The organism is Neisseria flavescens (assembly GCF_001618065.1).
GTDB lineage: Bacteria > Pseudomonadota > Gammaproteobacteria > Burkholderiales > Neisseriaceae > Neisseria > Neisseria flavescens_A.
The window spans coordinates 38,492-55,171 of the sequence record NZ_LAEI01000064.1; the positions used below are offsets into that span (position 1 = coordinate 38,492).

At 49.2% G+C, this 16,680-nt stretch carries 14 protein-coding genes and 1 pseudogene; 7 read left to right on the top strand and 8 right to left on the bottom strand.

What is annotated here, in order from left to right; genetic code table 11:
- Window positions 1-296 precede the first annotated feature (296 nt).
- From TW89_RS10110 to TW89_RS10130, 5 genes and pseudogenes are all read left to right on the top strand, one after another.
- Window positions 297-790, top strand: a pseudogene (locus tag TW89_RS10110) (hypothetical protein).
- 82 nt (window positions 791-872) lie between these two features.
- The gene (gene rsmG / locus TW89_RS10115; protein WP_128581367.1) at window positions 873-1,502 is read left to right on the top strand and encodes a 16S rRNA (guanine(527)-N(7))-methyltransferase RsmG; all 630 of its coding nucleotides are present in this window, start codon (window positions 873-875) and stop codon (window positions 1,500-1,502) included.
- A 67-nt stretch (window positions 1,503-1,569) separates the two neighbouring features.
- On the top strand, window positions 1,570-2,340 hold the full coding sequence (locus TW89_RS10120; protein WP_070624676.1) for a ParA family protein: 771 nt from the start codon (window positions 1,570-1,572) through the stop codon (window positions 2,338-2,340).
- Between the two features lie 282 nt (window positions 2,341-2,622).
- Window positions 2,623-3,267: a hypothetical protein gene (locus TW89_RS10125; RefSeq protein WP_049359311.1), complete on the top strand. Its 645-nt coding sequence runs from the start codon at window positions 2,623-2,625 to the stop codon at window positions 3,265-3,267.
- 15 nt (window positions 3,268-3,282) lie between these two features.
- Window positions 3,283-4,374 (top strand): XRE family transcriptional regulator, encoded by a 1,092-nt coding sequence (locus TW89_RS10130; RefSeq protein WP_049359309.1) that lies wholly within the window; start codon window positions 3,283-3,285, stop codon window positions 4,372-4,374.
- Window positions 4,375-4,423: 49 nt separating this feature from the next.
- Here the strand turns inward: TW89_RS10130 and TW89_RS10135 are convergent, their stop codons facing one another.
- The 8 genes from TW89_RS10135 to TW89_RS10170 all read right to left on the bottom strand — a co-directional run bounded on the left by TW89_RS10135 (window position 4,424) and on the right by TW89_RS10170 (window position 14,704).
- Entirely contained in the window at window positions 4,424-7,360 is a 2,937-nt protein-coding gene (locus TW89_RS10135) for a DUF3418 domain-containing protein (protein ID WP_128581368.1), read from the bottom strand.
- A gap of 65 nt (window positions 7,361-7,425) precedes the next feature.
- Window positions 7,426-9,003, bottom strand: coding sequence for a lipooligosaccharide phosphoethanolamine transferase (gene lpt3, locus TW89_RS10140; protein ID WP_128581369.1), 1,578 nt, complete (start codon window positions 9,001-9,003; stop codon window positions 7,426-7,428).
- A gap of 243 nt (window positions 9,004-9,246) precedes the next feature.
- Complete coding sequence (locus TW89_RS10145; RefSeq protein ID WP_128581370.1) at window positions 9,247-10,230, bottom strand: HNH endonuclease; 984 nt, start codon at window positions 10,228-10,230, stop codon at window positions 9,247-9,249.
- A 2-nt stretch (window positions 10,231-10,232) separates the two neighbouring features.
- The gene (locus tag TW89_RS10150) at window positions 10,233-11,360 is read right to left on the bottom strand and encodes a DNA cytosine methyltransferase (protein WP_432757681.1); all 1,128 of its coding nucleotides are present in this window, start codon (window positions 11,358-11,360) and stop codon (window positions 10,233-10,235) included.
- Window positions 11,361-11,550: 190 nt separating this feature from the next.
- On the bottom strand, window positions 11,551-12,945 hold the full coding sequence (gene hrpA / locus TW89_RS10155) for an ATP-dependent RNA helicase HrpA (RefSeq protein ID WP_128581372.1): 1,395 nt from the start codon (window positions 12,943-12,945) through the stop codon (window positions 11,551-11,553).
- Window positions 12,946-13,053: 108 nt separating this feature from the next.
- Window positions 13,054-13,440 carry a ribosome silencing factor gene (gene rsfS / locus TW89_RS10160; RefSeq protein WP_002246503.1) on the bottom strand — a complete coding sequence of 129 codons (387 nt, stop codon included), beginning with the start codon at window positions 13,438-13,440 and terminating at the stop codon, window positions 13,054-13,056.
- A 58-nt stretch (window positions 13,441-13,498) separates the two neighbouring features.
- The gene (nadD, locus tag TW89_RS10165) at window positions 13,499-14,104 is read right to left on the bottom strand and encodes a nicotinate-nucleotide adenylyltransferase (RefSeq protein WP_128581373.1); all 606 of its coding nucleotides are present in this window, start codon (window positions 14,102-14,104) and stop codon (window positions 13,499-13,501) included.
- Between the two features lie 15 nt (window positions 14,105-14,119).
- Entirely contained in the window at window positions 14,120-14,704 is a 585-nt protein-coding gene (locus TW89_RS10170; RefSeq protein WP_049322449.1) for a beta-class carbonic anhydrase, read from the bottom strand.
- A gap of 120 nt (window positions 14,705-14,824) precedes the next feature.
- Between TW89_RS10170 and TW89_RS10175 the strand changes: the two genes are divergently transcribed.
- Together TW89_RS10175 and TW89_RS10180 are read left to right on the top strand one after the other, a co-directional pair.
- Window positions 14,825-15,703: an NUDIX hydrolase gene (locus TW89_RS10175; protein WP_128581374.1), complete on the top strand. Its 879-nt coding sequence runs from the start codon at window positions 14,825-14,827 to the stop codon at window positions 15,701-15,703.
- A 27-nt stretch (window positions 15,704-15,730) separates the two neighbouring features.
- Complete coding sequence (locus tag TW89_RS10180) at window positions 15,731-16,672, top strand: ABC transporter ATP-binding protein (RefSeq protein ID WP_128581375.1); 942 nt, start codon at window positions 15,731-15,733, stop codon at window positions 16,670-16,672.
- Window positions 16,673-16,680: the final 8 nt, after the last annotated feature.

A 16,680-nucleotide genomic window follows, 5' to 3' on the forward strand; every position in this document is an offset into this window, starting at 1 on the left:
GGCGGGAGGCAGTTTCGGTTTGGGTTCCAGATTTCAGGTCTTTATAATATGTTATTGAGAATTTAGTAGATTTTACGGAGAAATGCAAAGATTTTCTGTTCGGTTCATATAAAAATAAGAGATTAGGCCGTCTGAAAACGTTTTCTTACCCTTTATCCGCCAACGTTTGCCAAGAAAAAAGAATTTTTCATTTCTTTTTAATTGACCGTTTTTGTCAGCAATTTCAGCGCTAACAAACGTGAATCAACCGCCAATCTGCTATCATTTCGGCTTATCCCACAACAAGGCAAGCCGCCATGTACCTGACACAAGAAAAGCCCTACCGCCCCCTATTGGTCGCACTGATGTTCCTCACCCTGCCGCTGGCGATGATATTGCACAATATCGTGCAAATCGCCTTTTCAGACGGCCAAGGACTGCTGATAACGGTCAAAGACGGCGCGTGGGCATGGCAAAGCGGTTGGCAGGATTCAGTCGCATGGTTTGTCTGCGGCATGTTTGCCTTCCTCAACCTGCCGATTGCCGGCGGACTGACCAAGCTGGCGTATAAAAAATGATGCGCCGACATTCGCGTTATGCCATCTTCCTTGCCGGTATAGCAGCGTGTGCCTCGGCGGCGGCAGGTTTGATTTTTGAAGCCATCTTAGGCAATGCCGCATTGGCCGGTATGCGCGGACAAGGCGTGTTCTACTACACCCTCTCCGTATGGATCATCGCCATGCTGACCCTGCCCAAACAGCTCACGCGCGCACCGGAACAGCCCATCGTCTTTCACAAGATGAAACGTTGATTCAACAAGCACAAACATTTTCAGCCGGCATGCTTTCCGTTACCATTACATCCAACGCGTTTTAACCAATAAGGAATAACAAATGAATCAGGCGCAACAGCTCCGCGACGGCATACAGGCACTGGGTTTGGACATCGACGAAGCCAAACAGACCAAGCTTCTAGACTATGCCGCCCTGCTGCAAAAGTGGAACAAAACCTACAACCTGACCGCCCTGCGCGATCCCGCCCAAACCGTCAGCCACCATCTGCTCGACAGCCTGACCCTCTTGCCCTATATCGAACACGCCCAAACCATGCTCGACGTCGGCTCCGGCGGCGGACAGCCCGGCATACCCACCGCCATCTGCCGTCCCGACCTCGACATCACCCTCCTCGATGCCAACACCAAAAAAACCGCCTTTCTGCAACAAGCCGTCATCGAACTCGGCCTTAAAAACGTCCGCGTCATCAGCGGCCGCGTAGAAGCCGCCGCCGACTGCCGCGCCGACGTCATCACCAGCCGCGCCTTTGCCGAACTCGCCGACTTCGTCAACTGGACCGAACACCTCCTCAAAGACGGCGGCTACTGGGCAGCCATGAAAGGCGTATATCCGCAAGAAGAAATCGACAAACTCCCCGAAAGCGTCGCCGTTGAAAAAGTCGAAGCATTGCACGTCCCCCAACTCAATGCCGAACGCCATATCGTCATCATCCGCAAAAAGGCCGTCTGAAAACAACCCAAGCATACCGAATAACGGTACAATCCAGCCATCCACACTTAACACGACAGCAAAGCACATGAGCGCACAAATCCTCGCCGTCGCCAACCAAAAAGGCGGAGTCGGCAAAACCACCACCACCGTCAACCTAGCCGCCTCCCTGGCCTCCAAAGGCCGCCGCGTCCTCGTCGTCGATCTCGACCCCCAAGGCAACGCCACCACAGGCAGCGGCATTAACAAAGCCACCATCGAAAACGGCGTATATCAAGTCGTCCTCGGCGAAACCGACATCCCCAACGCCGTCGTCCGCAGCAAAGAAGGCGGCTACGACGTATTGGGCGCCAACCGCACACTGGCCGGCGCAGAAGTCGAACTCGTCCAAGAAATCGCACGCGAAATCCGCCTCAAAAACGCCCTACAGCTCGTTGCCGACGACTACGACTACGTCCTCATCGACTGCCCCCCGTCCCTGACCCTGCTCACCCTCAACGGCCTGGTCGCCGCCAACGGCGTCATCGTCCCTATGCTTTGCGAATACTACGCCCTCGAAGGCATCTCCGACCTCGTGGCCACCGTCCGCAAAATCCGCCAAGCCATCAACCCCGACCTCGACGTAACCGGCATCGTCCGCACCATGTACGACAGCCGCAGCCGCCTCGTCGTCGAAGTCAGCGAACAGCTCAAACAACACTTCGGTAACCTACTCTTCGACACCGTCATCCCCCGCAACATCCGCCTCGCTGAAGCCCCCAGCCACGGCCTCCCCGCCCTCGCCTACGACGCCCACGCCAAAGGCACCCAAGCTTATCTCGACTTGGCCGATGAACTGATTGCACGGGTGGAAAAATAAACAGAAATATGAATATAAAAAGGCCGTCTGAAAGGTAGAAAGTACTTTCAGACGGCCTTTGGTTTGATTGGAAAGAATATTTTTTCAAAAGACCGCGTGCGTGCGTACCGCACACACCCTACGCATAAATTTCAAATTCTTTATGATTCATAGGTAGGGGTATAGAAAGGTACGGATGTAGTTGGACAAGCTACTGATTAATTTCTTTATAGATATGGTTGTACGTTTTCACATTTCCTGATATATTGCGTAAATATTACGTATAAAATTAGGAAATTAATAATGGTGGAATTCGCATTGTCAGAACCTTTCCCATTTGAAATAGGAGAAATAGTTGAGCAACAAGATAGTGATATTGCTTTGAGTAAAATCAGCAAGTATTTATCTCAGGAAGTACTTAAAGAGATTGTACTTACTGCGCATAATAATATTCAGGACAAAGCAGCATTATCTGATAGAAACACATTGGGAAATTACCGACAGGGAGAAATTACACTTGCGTTAAGGGTATATTTAAGTGAATATGGCTGGACGCTTGAACCTTGGTCTGGAGGTGCATTTCTATGTCTCTCGCCATGTCGAACTAAAAGTATTATTGTAGCTACTGCTACTTCAGATGTTGGTAGGCATAATGGGATGCCAATGACAACCTCAAGCAAAGGTAGGAAATTTGAGGAGGCTATTCGTAACTCAAAATTAGATTTACCTGATACTGTTCAGTTTTGGGTTCTGTTGTTTCACTGGGAATATAATAAAGTGCAACTTGAATTATCTTTACCTAGTGGTTTTGTTAGTCATCAAATAACTGGATACAAACAGCGAATTATATTAGCTGATGTTGATTTGACTAAAATTGATGAGATTGAACGTAAGCAGCCTGTTGAAGAATATGAACCTTTGGTTGAAAGAAAACAAAAAGCAGGGTAATTTGAATGATATATCATGCAGACATTTAATCGTGAAAGACTGGAATTTGCACTCGATAAACGTGGTTTTACGCAAACTAAATTAGCTGAATTATTAGGTATTACCGCTCGACAAGTAAGAAACTATGTAAAAGATGAGCAAATACCTGATTTGAATGAATTAGCTAATTTATTAGAGTTTCCAGTTCATTTTTTTACTAATGACGAAAAACTGCCTGAGTTGAAATCTCAGGCAGTAAGTTTTCGTGCCCGTTCACGCACTTCAAAGAGGCTTGAAAAACAAGCATTAAATCATAGCATTACGGCTTTTTTGTTGAATGACTGGCTCGAGACAGAATTTACACTAAGTCAAGCCGTATTGCCTGATTTTTCTGATATTCCTCCTGAAGAGGCTGCTCAGGAACTAAGATTAGAATGGGGGCTGGGCAATGAACCTATAACAAATATGCTTACTTTACTCGAAGCTAAGGGTGTCCGTGTATTTTCGCTATCTCTAGATACAAAGGATATTGATGCCTTTTGTACTTGGTATGAGAATCACCCATTTGTATTTTTAAATACACAAAAATCTGCAGAACGTAGTCGATTTGATGCTGCCCATGAGTTGGGACACTTAATCCGTGATAAATACAGTATGGAACATAGTAAAAATAGTGAAATTACTGCAGATGAACCTCGTGATATTATCGAAAAAGAAGCTAATGCCTTTGCTTCAGCTTTTTTAATGCCAGAGGCTGCACTACGCTTATATCGTCATGTTCCTATCACTATTGAAAATTTATTAAAAATCAAAAGACGATTTGGTGTTTCTCTTGTTGCCTTAGCATATCGGATGCATAAATTAGGAATGATTACCGATAGGATGTATATACACAACCTTTGTCCTTTGTTTGCAAAGAAAAAATATCGAACTATCGAACCAGAGCCAATGGAAAGGGAAATATCAAGTGCATTACGTAAAATGCTTACTATTTTAAAAAATGATGGTATCGGTATTGAACAGATTGCTGAAAATTTAAACGTATCCCCCAAAGATGTTGCTGATTTAACTTTTGGATTAGTTGAGAGGGACTTAAATAGATATAGAAAACTTCGATTAGTTAAATAAAAAAAAGCCTGAAAAGTTTCAGGCTGTTTTTTATTTTCCAATTTTTTCCCTACTCCTTCATTAACCTCTTCACCGACACCGGATACGGTGTCTTCAATTCCTGCGCAAACAGCGACACCCTCAATTCTTCAATCATCCATTTAAACGCGGCGAGGTCGTCTGAAATGGGTAGTCCTTGTTTCACTAAGCTGTCGGTTTTTTCCTGCCACATTTGTTCCAATTCCTGTATGTCGGCTTCGCGGGCTGCGTCGCGTGATGGGTTGCTGCTGTATTTTTCGAGGCGCAGGGTCATGGCTTTGAGGTAGATGGGTAGGCGTGGCCATTGTGCCCACGGGGTGCGGGTGGCGAAGCCGGGGGCAAGCAGGGTTTGCAGGCGTAGTCTTAGAAGGTGGGTCAATGGGTGTTTGCCGAGTTTGCTGTTGAGTTCGGCATAAGCGGCGGCGGTTTCCTGCAGGTAGCGGCTGAGGGCTTCTTTGACGGCAGGCAGGCGGCTGCGGGCGCGTTTGATTTGTTCTTTAAAGGCTTTTTCGTTGCGCGGCAGCTCGTCTTCGCCGATAAAGGCGCGGTCGCAGACGGCCTGTGTAAGGTCGTCGCGCAGGGTGTCGGCGTTGATGTGTTTGAGCAGCATGGCGGCTTGGGTGAAGCCTTGGATGCCTTTGTTCAGGTCTTTAACTTGTTCTTTTAATAGCAGCTTCATCAATTCGATTACGCCTAGTCTGTGTGCCTGCTCGGCGGCTTCGGTGGTGTCAAACAGGCGCAGGGCGATGCGGCCGTCTTTTTCTTTTTGCAGGCCGAGGTAGCCGGTGAGCTGTTGTTTGCCGCGTGCGAATTTGATGGATTCGGGCAGGGTGCCGATGTCCCATGCGGTAACGTTGTCGCGCTCGAATTCTTGGGTGTTGTCGCGGAAGGTAACGGCGGCGGCTTGGCCGAGCTGTTGTTGCAACTCATGCAGTTTGCGGCCGCCGGCAAGCTCTTGTCCTCCGTCGTCGATAATGCGCAGATTCAGATAGCAGTGTTCGGGCAATTCTTGCGCCGCCCATGCGTCTTGGTCGATTTGCTCGAGAATCCGCATATCGCCGGCGCTTTTGGCGATAAAGTGCGCCAACTGGGGAATGATGGCCGCTTGGCGGTCGGGATTGCTTTCGAGGAATTTGGTAATGAAATCGGGTACGGGCACGCAAATGCGGCGGATTTGCTTCGGCAGGGCTTTAATCAGCAGCTGGATTTTTTCGCGCAACATACCGGGTACCAGCCATTCTAGCGACGGCGCGTGCAGGCGGTTGAGGACGGTCAGCGGCACGGTCATGGTCACGCCGTCGAGCGGATGGTGCGGCTCGAAGCGGTAGGAAAGTTTGAACTTGCCGTCTGCGGTTTGCCAGAATTTGGGGAATTGCTCTTCGGTAATGTGCGCGGCGGCGTGTTGCATCAAATCGTCGCGGCTGAGGAACAGCAGGCGCGGATTGTCGCGTTCGGCTGTTTTGAGCCAGGCTTCAAAGGTGCGGATATCGGCAAGGGGCAAAGGTTTCAGACGGCCTTTTTGAGATGCTGGCTGCTTTTTGGGATTGGGGCCGTCTGAGACATTTTGTCGGGTATGTGAACTCGGTTCATGCACGCGCTTGTCCGTATCTTTGGAATCTGAGTGCGTGGCTTGCGCCACACGCCCTGCGTTGCGCTGGTTTGCTTGTCCGTTTTGTCCGGCCGTCTTGTCCTGCTGGGTTTGTCCGCCCTCTTCGCTTCCCCAAACTCCGCCTTTCGCGTCTTTCCACACCAGCTCGGGCAGGCGTTCGTTATAAAACGCAAACAGGGCTTCGTCATCGACCAATACGTCTTGCTTGCGCGATTTGTGTTCGAGTTCGGTAATTTCTTTAATCAGCTTTTTATTGTGGGCAAAAAAGGCCTCCTGAAGATTGCTTTCCTGCGCCACCAATGCGCCGCGGATAAAGATTTCGCGCGCTTCTTCGGGGGCAACTTTACCGTAAGACACGGGGCGGCGCGGCAATACGGTCAGGCCGTAAAGCGTCACGCGTTCGCTGACGACTACTTCGCCGCGTTTTTGCTCCCAGTGCGGCTCGAAATAATGATAGCGAACGAGGTGCGGCGCTTCCTGCTCTATCCATTCGGGCTGGATAACGGCGACGTCGCGCGCGTAAAGGCGCGTGGTTTCAACCAATTCTGCCGCCATCACCCATTTGGGTTTGGCTTTGAACAGGGCTGATGCCGGGAAAAGGTGGAAGCGGCTGCCGCGCGCGCCGGTGTAGTCGTTGCCGTCGGGCGATTTCATGCCGACGTTGGCGATAAGGCCGGTCAGCAGGGCGCGGTGGATTTGTTCGTAGCCGGCTTCTTTGGCGGCGCGGATTTGGGCACGGTGTTGTTTCTTATCCAGTTGTTTTTGTTTGAGTTTGGCCGCCAAATCTTGGTCGCCTTGGCTTTCAGACGGCCTTAATTGTTCTTGGGTAGGAGGTTGTCTAAACGCGGCTTCTTTAGTGGTCAAACCCATTTCAATCGCGGTTTGGGCAAGCTGGTGGTGCAGCTCGCGCCATTCGCGCATCCGCAGGTGCGACAGGAAATATTGACGGCACCATTGCACCAGCTGCTTATTGGACAAACCTTTGTCGCGCTCGCGCTGGAAGCTGTCCCAAATATTCAGATAGGCAAGAAAGTCGGATTGCTTGTCGGTAAAGCGTTCATGCGCCTTGGCCGCGGCATCGCGCGCTTCCAGCGGCCGCTCGCGCGGGTCTTGAATCGACAGCGCGGACGCGATCACCAATATTTCCGCCATGCAGTCGTGTTTCTTCGCCGCCAACAAAATGCGCGCAATTTTCGGGTCGATGGGCAGGCGCGCCATTTGTTCGCCGAGCTTGGTCAGACGGTAGCGCGTGTTGGCACCGATATGGCCTGAACTGTTTTGCAGGCCGTCTGAAATATTGGCTGGGTTGAATCGGGCATCCATACCTGATCCGCGTACTTGGTTTTTCATATTTTGCATAGTCTTGTCGGTCGGGCATCTTCCCCGACATCATCTAAATTTGTCTTTATTGGTTTTCACGCCGCTTATTGCGGATAAACATATTCCGCCTTGCCATCGCGAATGTTCAAGCTGCCTGCATCGCCCGTAATCAGGTTGCCCGTTACCGAGCCTTCACTACAACCTGAAACCGGCATATCGTAGCCCAGCGTGTGAATCAGGAACGTTGAAAGCTGCTGATGAAAGGCAATCTCGCAAGGCGCAAAAGTTTGGTTGGCAGCCTGTTGCACAGCCTTATCCGGGCTGTACAACACCAGCGGCACGAGATAGCTGTCGGGCTGCACCGTGCCTTGATTGTAGGTATCTTGGCGCACATACTGGCCATGATCGGAGGTATAGGCAAACAGCCAGTTGCCGTCAGGCTGCTTTTGCAGCTGCTCGAATACGGTTTGAATCATTTGGTCGGTTTTGTGGATGGTGTTGTCGTACTTATCCACAATATTGGCTTCGCCGAATACTTTATCTTGAGGCTGCAACAATGCGCCGTATGGGACGTGCGAACCGCGTTGGTGCAACACTATAAAATGCTTGCCCTGCCGCAAATTGATTTTGTCGAACAGCGGCAGCAGTTTCTCATCAGGCATATTGTCGCTGTTGCCGTAGCCAAGTTGCGTCGGCTGAATCAGATGGTCTATCCATTTCTTACCGATTAAGTTCAAAATCGCCATCTCGTTTTCAGCCTGCGCGCTGTAAAAATACGTTTCATAGCCCTGCTCTTTGGCGAGGCGGAACATATTGGTATCGCCGCTGCTGATTTGCTCATAGCCGTTGGCATGCGGTATGGCATTGAAAAAGCTGGGCAGGGACACAGCCGTCATCAAAGCGGCGGAATAGCTTTGTTTCACAATCGGCTTAAAGTCGGCTTGCGAAAGCTGGGTCAAAAACGGCGAAGTCTCACGCCCATAGCCAAACAGTTTCAAATGCGCCGCGCTTTCGCTTTCGCCCATAATCAGGACGATATTTTGAACACTGCCCTGCCCGATTTTGCTTGGCGCAGGCTGCTTGAACACAGGGATTTTGCTTAAATCAAACAACTGATACGGCAACACGCGCCCGACAAAATAGCCGAAGCTGAAATAATTGGCTTTGATACGGCTATATGTCGGCTTGGGCGAAATACCGTGTTCCTGCGTCGTACTGAATGAACGTCCAAAAATCAGCAACATCGCTGCAATAAACAAAATATCGGCGGCAAAGTGCGTCTTACGGCGGAACTTGGCAAGGCTGCAAAACAGCACGACTTCCGCCACGCCCCACAACGCAGGCAGCCACAACTTATCCAACATCGACGCGCCCGCGCTGCCGACTTCAGTAACCTCTTTCAGCATCAGCCAATAATTGATGCCCGTCATCCAGCTTTGATAAACCGCATAATGCACATTGTTGGCAATGATGCTGAGCGCAAAAAACAACGCAATCAGCAACCGTGAAGCCTTATAACGCGCAAACAGATACAGCGCAGCAATCACAAATGTCAGCGCAAACGTTTCCGCAATTTTTGCCGCCGGTAGAGTTTCAATCCCGAAGACAAAACGATAGGCAATTTCGCTGGCAGTAAGTAAAGACGAATACAGAACAAGCGCGAGGAAAGATTTTTTCATCATTAATATTTCACAAAAAAAATTTACCGATTGAGTTTTAAAACCCAATATTCCCTTTTCAATAGTTTTTAGTTTCTCAATGATTTAGGCCGTCTGAAAATAAAACATGATCTACCATTTTCTTTTACTTTCAGACGGCCTCCACCACTCCCAATTCCAACAACACTATTGAGGAACTAGCATAGAAACATATTATAAAATACCAAATAAATTCTATTTCAGACGACATGTTTATTATTAATTTGGTCAGCCCTTCCAAATTTCTTGTCTATGATATTCTAAATATCCTGTTCTCCCTTCAATCTTTAACCTTGGATATTTTTTTCTGTCGCTTAATCCTAATTTTGAATAAGTCATTTTGGATAGAAAAGGAGAGAGTAGCATTTCTTGATTATCTGTGAAAGTAATGAAACCGCGATCAAATAGATAATCTATGGTTGGGGTAAACATAAATCCGTTATATGGATCTGTTTTCTCAAAGTCATTTGATTTTGCCCATGGTTTAATATGACTTGCGATTAAAAGGCGATCATCAGAAATCAATGTAATTGGACAAAATGGACATTGTTCTAACAGTTTTTTCCTATATTCTCCCTGACCTTGTCGTGCTCTTAATTTTTCTGTTTTTTCACGACTATCAGGTTCTCCTAGGATATTTTTTTCTTCTTGTTCAAGAATAGCAGGATGGATAACATCACCAAAATAATCTGCAAAGAGACGAATATAAAAAATAGGTTCTTTTAGAGTTTTTGGGTTAACTAGTTTTACGATAGAAATATATGTCACATTAGGCAACGAAAGTTCTCGGATAAGTTCATATCCAAATTTTGATTGTTTATTATTAAATTTAACATACAATCTTGGGCCTGCAATTTGTGTTTGTTCTTCTATATCAAACCAAATTATTTCAGGCAGCTTGGTAATCTTTTGTCGGCGCTCTAACCACAATGTAGGGAGTTCGCTGGCATTTTGATAAAGCTGTTCTGGAGATAAATATTCCTCTTTCGTCTCATCTAAGTATTTAATTAAATCCTGCTTCAGTAAAAAACAACGATCAATAAATCCATTTGGACCAAAAAATGATCGATTTTCCTTATTTTCATTGCCGATATATAATTTTGCCTCTCCATTTCCAGAACCTATTTTATTGGCTCTAACTACAAATGAATCCGCAATGGTAATCTTTTCTTTAGTATCTACAGGAAAATAATCAATTCCATCAATTAGCATTATTATGCTCCATATTTTGTAATATCAATTTGTTTCAAAATAGCAATTAAAACATCAACAACAATACTATTTCCTGCTTGACGGTATGCTTGTGTATCACTTACAACAATTTGGAAATCATCTCTAAAGCCCATAAGTCGGAGGCATTCTCTTGGTGTTAATTTCCTAATACGGCCTTGATTATGAGTAACATAATTATCAACCCCAGCTCGATGCATTTTATGCATTGTTTGTAATAATGGTCTTGCAACAGTTAAGTCGGTTTCTGTACTAGTTTTAAAATTCTTTGTACCACCAGCTAAAACATAATTGCGGATTTTATTTGATAAATAATATTTTTCTTCTACATCATTTACATTAAAAATAAACTCATCAAATTGACTAGAATTAACTGCATATTCAAATATGAAATCCCCGTGCCAGTTAAATTGTTGATTGGCCTTTTGGCATAGCATTACATCACCGTTTATTTGAGTGTACCGTTTTTGGCGATTTTTAGAGCTGGTTACGAATTTAATTCCTTTTTCTTTTAGAAAATATTTGCTATCTGTGTAATCTTCTAGGAAATCTTGCATAGAATGCTCAAGAGGAATCTCTGCTGGAAATATAAATCCCCCTTGAGGAGGAGTTTTAAAACCAACCACAAAAATACGCTCCCGATGTTGTGGTATGCCGTAATTTTTGCTGTTCATTACTTGAAAATATAAATCATAACCTAATGCGTGCAACACATCTTTTACCACCTGCCATGTTTTACCATTATCATGATTTAATAATCCCTTTACATTTTCATAAATAAAAATTTTTGGTTTCGTTTCATTAACTACACGAGCAAACTCATAGAATAAAGTACCACGAGTATCTTCCAAGCCATGCCTTTTTCCTACCATAGAAAATGCTTGGCAAGGACTTCCACCAACTAATAAATCTATTTGTCCTAGATAAGGTGTCGCATCAAATGTTGTAATATCAGAATGCCAGAGCTCTTCTGATAATTGATAATTTGCTAGATAACTTTTTTTCACATGGGGGTCAATGTCTCCCGCAAATATGATTTCATGGTTTAATTTCAAACGTTTCATCGCCTGTTCAATCGCACCAATACCACTAAAAACAGTTGCTAAACGAATATGCGAATTAGGATTTGAAAAAGGTTTATTCCTCCAATCTTCGTACTGAAAAGAAAAAGGAAGGGAATAATTTTCTTGATTTTTATATGCTAAATTTGACACTAAATTATCTCTACTAAATCCAAAAGTCGTTGTTAATTATAACAAAATTTAATTATTGCTGGCAGTTAACCATTCACAGAAAATATTTTCAGACGACCTCCACCGCTCCCAATTCCAACAACACCTGAAAACCATCATTGATATACCGCTGGTCCGGTGCTTCGAGGAATGGGAATGCTGCCACATCGCCGAGTTTCAACGCTGCCATGCGCAGGATGACGGCGGCGAGGTTGCTGCGGACGATTTCTGGGTCGGTAAATTCGGGGCGGCTGTTGAAATCTTCTTCTGAAAACAGTCGGATACACACGCCTGCGGAGACGCGGCCGCAGCGGCCGGAGCGTTGGCGGGCGGCGGCTTGGGAGATTTTTTCTACATGGAGCTGTTCCACCTTCGCCCGTGCGGAATAGCGTTTGACGCGCGCGAGGCCGGTGTCGATGACGTATTTGATGCCCGGCACGGTGAGCGAGGTTTCGGCAACGTTGGTTGCCAGCACGATGCGGCGTTTTGCGCCGGAGGGGTGGAAGATTTTGTGCTGCTCGGCATGCGACAGGCGCGCGAACAGGGGCAGGATTTCGTCGTTGCGGCGCAGTGTGGATTTGCGCAGTGCTTCGGCGGCTTCGCGGATTTCGCGCTCGCCCGGCAGGAATACCAAAATATCGCCTTCGCCATATCGCGCCAATTCGTCCGCTGCATCGACAATCGCATCGGTCAGCTCGACTTCTGCGTCGTCTTCGTCTTTGCTGGTCAGCGGGCGGTAGAGGATTTCGACGGGATAGGTGCGCCCGCTCACTTCCAGCACGGGCGCGTCGTTGAAGTGTTGGGAGAAGCGTTCCGCGTCTATCGTTGCCGAGGTGATGATGACTTTCAAATCAGGGCGGCGCGGCAGGAGCTGTTTCAGGTAGCCCAGCAGAAAGTCAATGTTCAGGCTGCGTTCGTGCGCTTCGTCGATGATAATCGTGTCGTAGGCGGCGAGATAACGGTCGGTTTGCGTTTCCGCCAGCAGAATGCCGTCGGTCATCAGCTTGACGCAGGCATCGCGCGAGGTGTGGTCGGTGAAGCGCACTTTATAGCCGACCGCGTTGCCGATTTCCGATTTCAATTCTTCGGCAATCCGCTCTGCCACCGAGCGCGCTGCCAAACGGCGCGGCTGGGTATGCCCGATCAGCCCCGCCGCCCCGCGCCCGAGTTCCAAACAAATCTTGGGCAACTGCGTGGTTTTACCCGAACCGGTTTCGCCGCAAATAATCGTTACCTGATTCTCGGCAATGGCTTTTTTGATTTCGTCGAGTTTTTCGTGAACGGGCAGCGTGTTGTCGAATTCGGGCTTGGGCAGTTTGGACAGGCGTTGCAGATAGAGGTCGTGCGATTTTTTGTATTTTTCCTCGACCTTGGCCAAGCCGCCGTATTTATTGGGGTTTTTAAAGGCAGATCGCAGAAAATGGCGGTCTTTGGAGAGGGTTTGGGCGAAATCGGGTTGCGGCATGATGGTGCAATAAATTAAATAATGTGAAAAGAATGGAATTATAGCAAAAGGCCGTCTGAAACTTGCTTGCTTTCAAGTTTCAGACGGCCTTTGTATGGATAAACCGTTTTAGTCGGCGGCGTGCCAAGGTTTTTGCATACCGGCGTGGAAACTCGGTTTTTCTCCGCCCCACAAGGTGTCAATGTCGTAGAAGTCGCGCACGGCAGGGAGCATGACGTGGACAACGAGGTCGCCTGCGTCGACGAGCGTCCATTCGCCGCTGTCGCCTTCGGTACTGAGGATTTCGAAACCGGCTTCTTTTAAATCGACGGCAACGTTGTTGGCCAATGCTTTGACTTGGCGTGTGCTGTCGCCACTGGCAATAATCATGCGGGCGAACAGGGAGGTTTTGTCTTGGGTTTCCAAAACAGAGATGTCTTTGGCTTTAATGTCTTCAAGGGCGTTTACGGCCACTTCGACCATTTTTTGCAGGTCTTGCAATTCTTGTTCGTTCATTATTTTCCTAGTTGAAATGTTTTCAGACGGCATTATAGCTTATCTGCCTGAATAAACGCTATTTTTCATAGAGTTTGTGTTGGCGGATGTATTGGGCGACGGGTTGCGGCAGGCCGTCTGAATGGTGCGTTTTGGCGAGATTGGCACGGATTTGGGTGGAACTGGTATTGTGCAGCGGCGCGTTGAGGATGCGGACGCTGCCGTTTTGCAGGGCTTCGCCGAGCCATACGTGCAATTCGCGCGGGGTTTTGTTGAGGTTGTCGCCTTGGCGCATGGCGATGGCGATATGGGTCTGGCGCACGAGGGTTTGCCATTTTTTCCATGTGTGCAGCTGCATCAGGCTGTCGCTGCCCATCAGCCACCATAGTTGCGCGCCGGGAAACTGCTGGCGGAAGATTTGGACGGTGTCAAACGTATAAGTTGCGCCGTCGCGGACAATGTCGCAGTCGCTGGCGGCGAATTTCGGCTCGTCGGCGATGGCGAGTTCGACCATATTGAGGCGCTCTTGTGCCGGCGTGCGCGTGCTGTCTTTGTGGTACGGGTCGCCTGCCGGCAGGAAGACGACAAGGTCCAAACCGATTTCGTCGGCAAAGGCGCGGGCGATGTGGAGGTGGCCGTTGTGGATGGGGTCAAACGTGCCGCCGAATAATCCGATTTTTTTCATTTCGTGGTGTCTGCGTTAGATGTTTTGGCCGTCTGAAGCAGGCAGGCTGCCGTCAACAATCAGGTTGAGCTTACCTGTGGTCGGGTGGATGACCAGGCCGTGGATGGCGATGTTGTCGGGCATCAGCGGATGTTTGCGAATCAGCTCGACGGTATGGCGCACGCTGTCTTCGACGTTGTCAAAACCGGTCAGCCAGCCGTCCAAATCGATACCGGCATTGCGCAGGGTTTCGATGCGGTCGTCGGGGATATTGCTGTCGTGTACGCGTTGGAGGAACTCTTCGGCGTGCAATCCTCGCATACCGCAGTCGTGGTGGGCAATGACCATGATTTCTTTGACTTTGAGTTCAAATACGGCCACCAACAAACTGCGCATCACCGAACCCCAAGGGTGGGTTACCAGCGCACCGGCGTTTTTGATGAGCTTGGCATCGCCGTTTTTCAAACCCAACGCATTGGGTAGCAGCTCGATAATGCGTGCGTCCATGCAGGAGAGGATGGCCAGCTCGCGGCCGGGGTATTTGTTGGTGAAATATTTTTCGTATTCGCCCGTTTCGACGAAATGTTGGTTATAGGCGAGGATTTCGCTCAATTCGCTCATGATGTGCTCGTTTCGGATGGTTTACTCTATTATAGCGGTTTTCGAGTAGTGCGGTTGTTTTGCAAATTCGCCGTAAACGGCTAAAATCGACGTATCTTTAGTTCTTTTGGAGGATGCGCCATGTCTCAGTCTTTCCGTTTTGAACAGGTATTCGCGTCCGATGTCCACGACGCATTGTGGGATTGGGCGCAAACAAGCTATGGCGCATCCGACGATTGGTGCATTCTGTATCTCAACGGCCTGCCTTTAGGCCGTCTGAACCCGTTATGGCGCGAACGCCTCGGGCAAGATTGGACAGGCAGGCAGTCAACCCTTTCAGACGGCCTGAATTTGGAAACAGACAGCTGGGCTCAGATGGGCGATAGTTTGCAAACGCTGGCGCAACAATGGCGCGAATGCGGTTGGCTCAAAGGTTGGCGCGATGAAAAGTTCGACATCTGCGACCAGGCAGGCAAGCCTTTATGCGCACTCGAACGCGCCGCCTTCCGTCCGTTCGGCCTAATGAGTCAGGCAGTGCATTTGAACGGATTGGTCGAAACAGAAAACAGTCTGCGCTTTTGGATAGGCCGCCGCAGTCCGCACAAAGCCGTCGATCCAAACAAACTCGACAACCTGACCGGCGGCGGTATCAGCAGCGGCGAGAGGCCGTCTAAAGCCGTCTGCCGTGAAGGCGAAGAAGAAGCTGGCATTCCCGCTTCTCTGACACCCCATATCCGACCGACTGCCCAAATATATAGTTTGCGCCCTGTTAATCGCGGTGTCCACAACGAAATCCTGTATATCTTCGACATCGTCCTGCCCGAAGGCTTCCAACCCGCCAACCAAGACGGCGAAGTCGCCGGTTTTGAACTGATGGACATCCCCACCCTGCTTGATGCCATGTTGGGCGGACACATGATGCACGATGCCCAGCTGGTCACGATCGAAGCCTGCCGTCGATACGGCCTGATCGACCCCAAACATCCGCTGTCCGCATGGCTCGACAGCATCCGTTGCTGACCCCATTTTTAAAGGCCGTCTGAAACCATGTTGCAACTCAAAAACATCAACAAACGCTTCGGCAGCAAAACCGTTGCCCAAGACATCAACCTAAACGTCGAAGCAGGCAAAATCCTCGCCGTACTCGGCCGATCCGGCTGCGGCAAATCCACCCTGCTCAAAACCATCGTCGGCCTGGTGCGTCCCGACAGCGGCGAAATCTGGCTCAACGGCGACAACATCACCGACATGCCGTCTGAAAAACGTAATATCTCGCTGATGTTTCAAGACTACGCCCTTTTGCCGCATTTAACCGCCCTCGACAACGTCGGCTTCGGCCTTAAAATGCGCCGTCTGCCCCAAGCCGAAATCGAAGAACAATCCATGCAGGCCTTGCGCGACATCGGTTTGGAACACGAAGCGCAACGCAAACCCGAAAGCCTCTCCGGCGGCGAACAGCAACGCCTCGCCCTCGCACGCGCCCTCATCACGCGCCCGTCGCTATTGCTCTTGGACGAGGCCTTCTCCAGCCTCGACACCCACCTGCGTCACCACCTGCGCACCCTGACCGCCGAACGCATCCGCAGTCAAAACATCCCCGCCATCCTCGTGACCCACTCCGCCGAGGAAGCCTGCACCATGGCAGACACCATCGCCATCATGCACGAAGGCCGCATCCTCCAACACGGCACGCCGGAAACCCTTATCCGCCGCCCCGTCAACGCCCAAGCCGCCCTGCTACTCGGTTTGGCCAACACCGGCGACACACGCTACATCCCCCAACACGCCATCCGGTTCGACCCGAACGGCACGGCCGTCCGCATCAGCGAAGCCGTCCCACTCGCCGAAGGCATACGCCTCACCCTCGCTCATCCGCAATACGGCGATTTGATTTGGTACCCCCACGCCGACCACGATACGAACAAACCGCAAACCGGACAGGAAATCCGCATCAGCGTGGATGAAAGTCAGATCGTTTGGTTTGATTGAATCTGATG

Coding starts and splice junctions, on each gene's coding strand:
- TW89_RS10135 (WP_128581368.1), bottom strand. CDS start 7,360: ATGCAAAATATGAAAAACCAAGTACGCGGATCAGGTATGGATGCCCGA.
- TW89_RS10125 (WP_049359311.1), top strand. CDS start 2,623: ATGGTGGAATTCGCATTGTCAGAACCTTTCCCATTTGAAATAGGAGAA.
- TW89_RS10130 (WP_049359309.1), top strand. CDS start 3,283: ATGCAGACATTTAATCGTGAAAGACTGGAATTTGCACTCGATAAACGT.
- TW89_RS10145 (WP_128581370.1), bottom strand. CDS start 10,230: ATGCTAATTGATGGAATTGATTATTTTCCTGTAGATACTAAAGAAAAG.
- nadD (WP_128581373.1), bottom strand. CDS start 14,104: ATGAAAAAAATCGGATTATTCGGCGGCACGTTTGACCCCATCCACAAC.
- TW89_RS10180 (WP_128581375.1), top strand. CDS start 15,731: ATGTTGCAACTCAAAAACATCAACAAACGCTTCGGCAGCAAAACCGTT.
- TW89_RS10170 (WP_049322449.1), bottom strand. CDS start 14,704: ATGAGCGAATTGAGCGAAATCCTCGCCTATAACCAACATTTCGTCGAA.
- TW89_RS10175 (WP_128581374.1), top strand. CDS start 14,825: ATGTCTCAGTCTTTCCGTTTTGAACAGGTATTCGCGTCCGATGTCCAC.
- rsfS (WP_002246503.1), bottom strand. CDS start 13,440: ATGAACGAACAAGAATTGCAAGACCTGCAAAAAATGGTCGAAGTGGCC.
- hrpA (WP_128581372.1), bottom strand. CDS start 12,945: ATGCCGCAACCCGATTTCGCCCAAACCCTCTCCAAAGACCGCCATTTT.
- lpt3 (WP_128581369.1), bottom strand. CDS start 9,003: ATGATGAAAAAATCTTTCCTCGCGCTTGTTCTGTATTCGTCTTTACTT.
- rsmG (WP_128581367.1), top strand. CDS start 873: ATGAATCAGGCGCAACAGCTCCGCGACGGCATACAGGCACTGGGTTTG.
- TW89_RS10120 (WP_070624676.1), top strand. CDS start 1,570: ATGAGCGCACAAATCCTCGCCGTCGCCAACCAAAAAGGCGGAGTCGGC.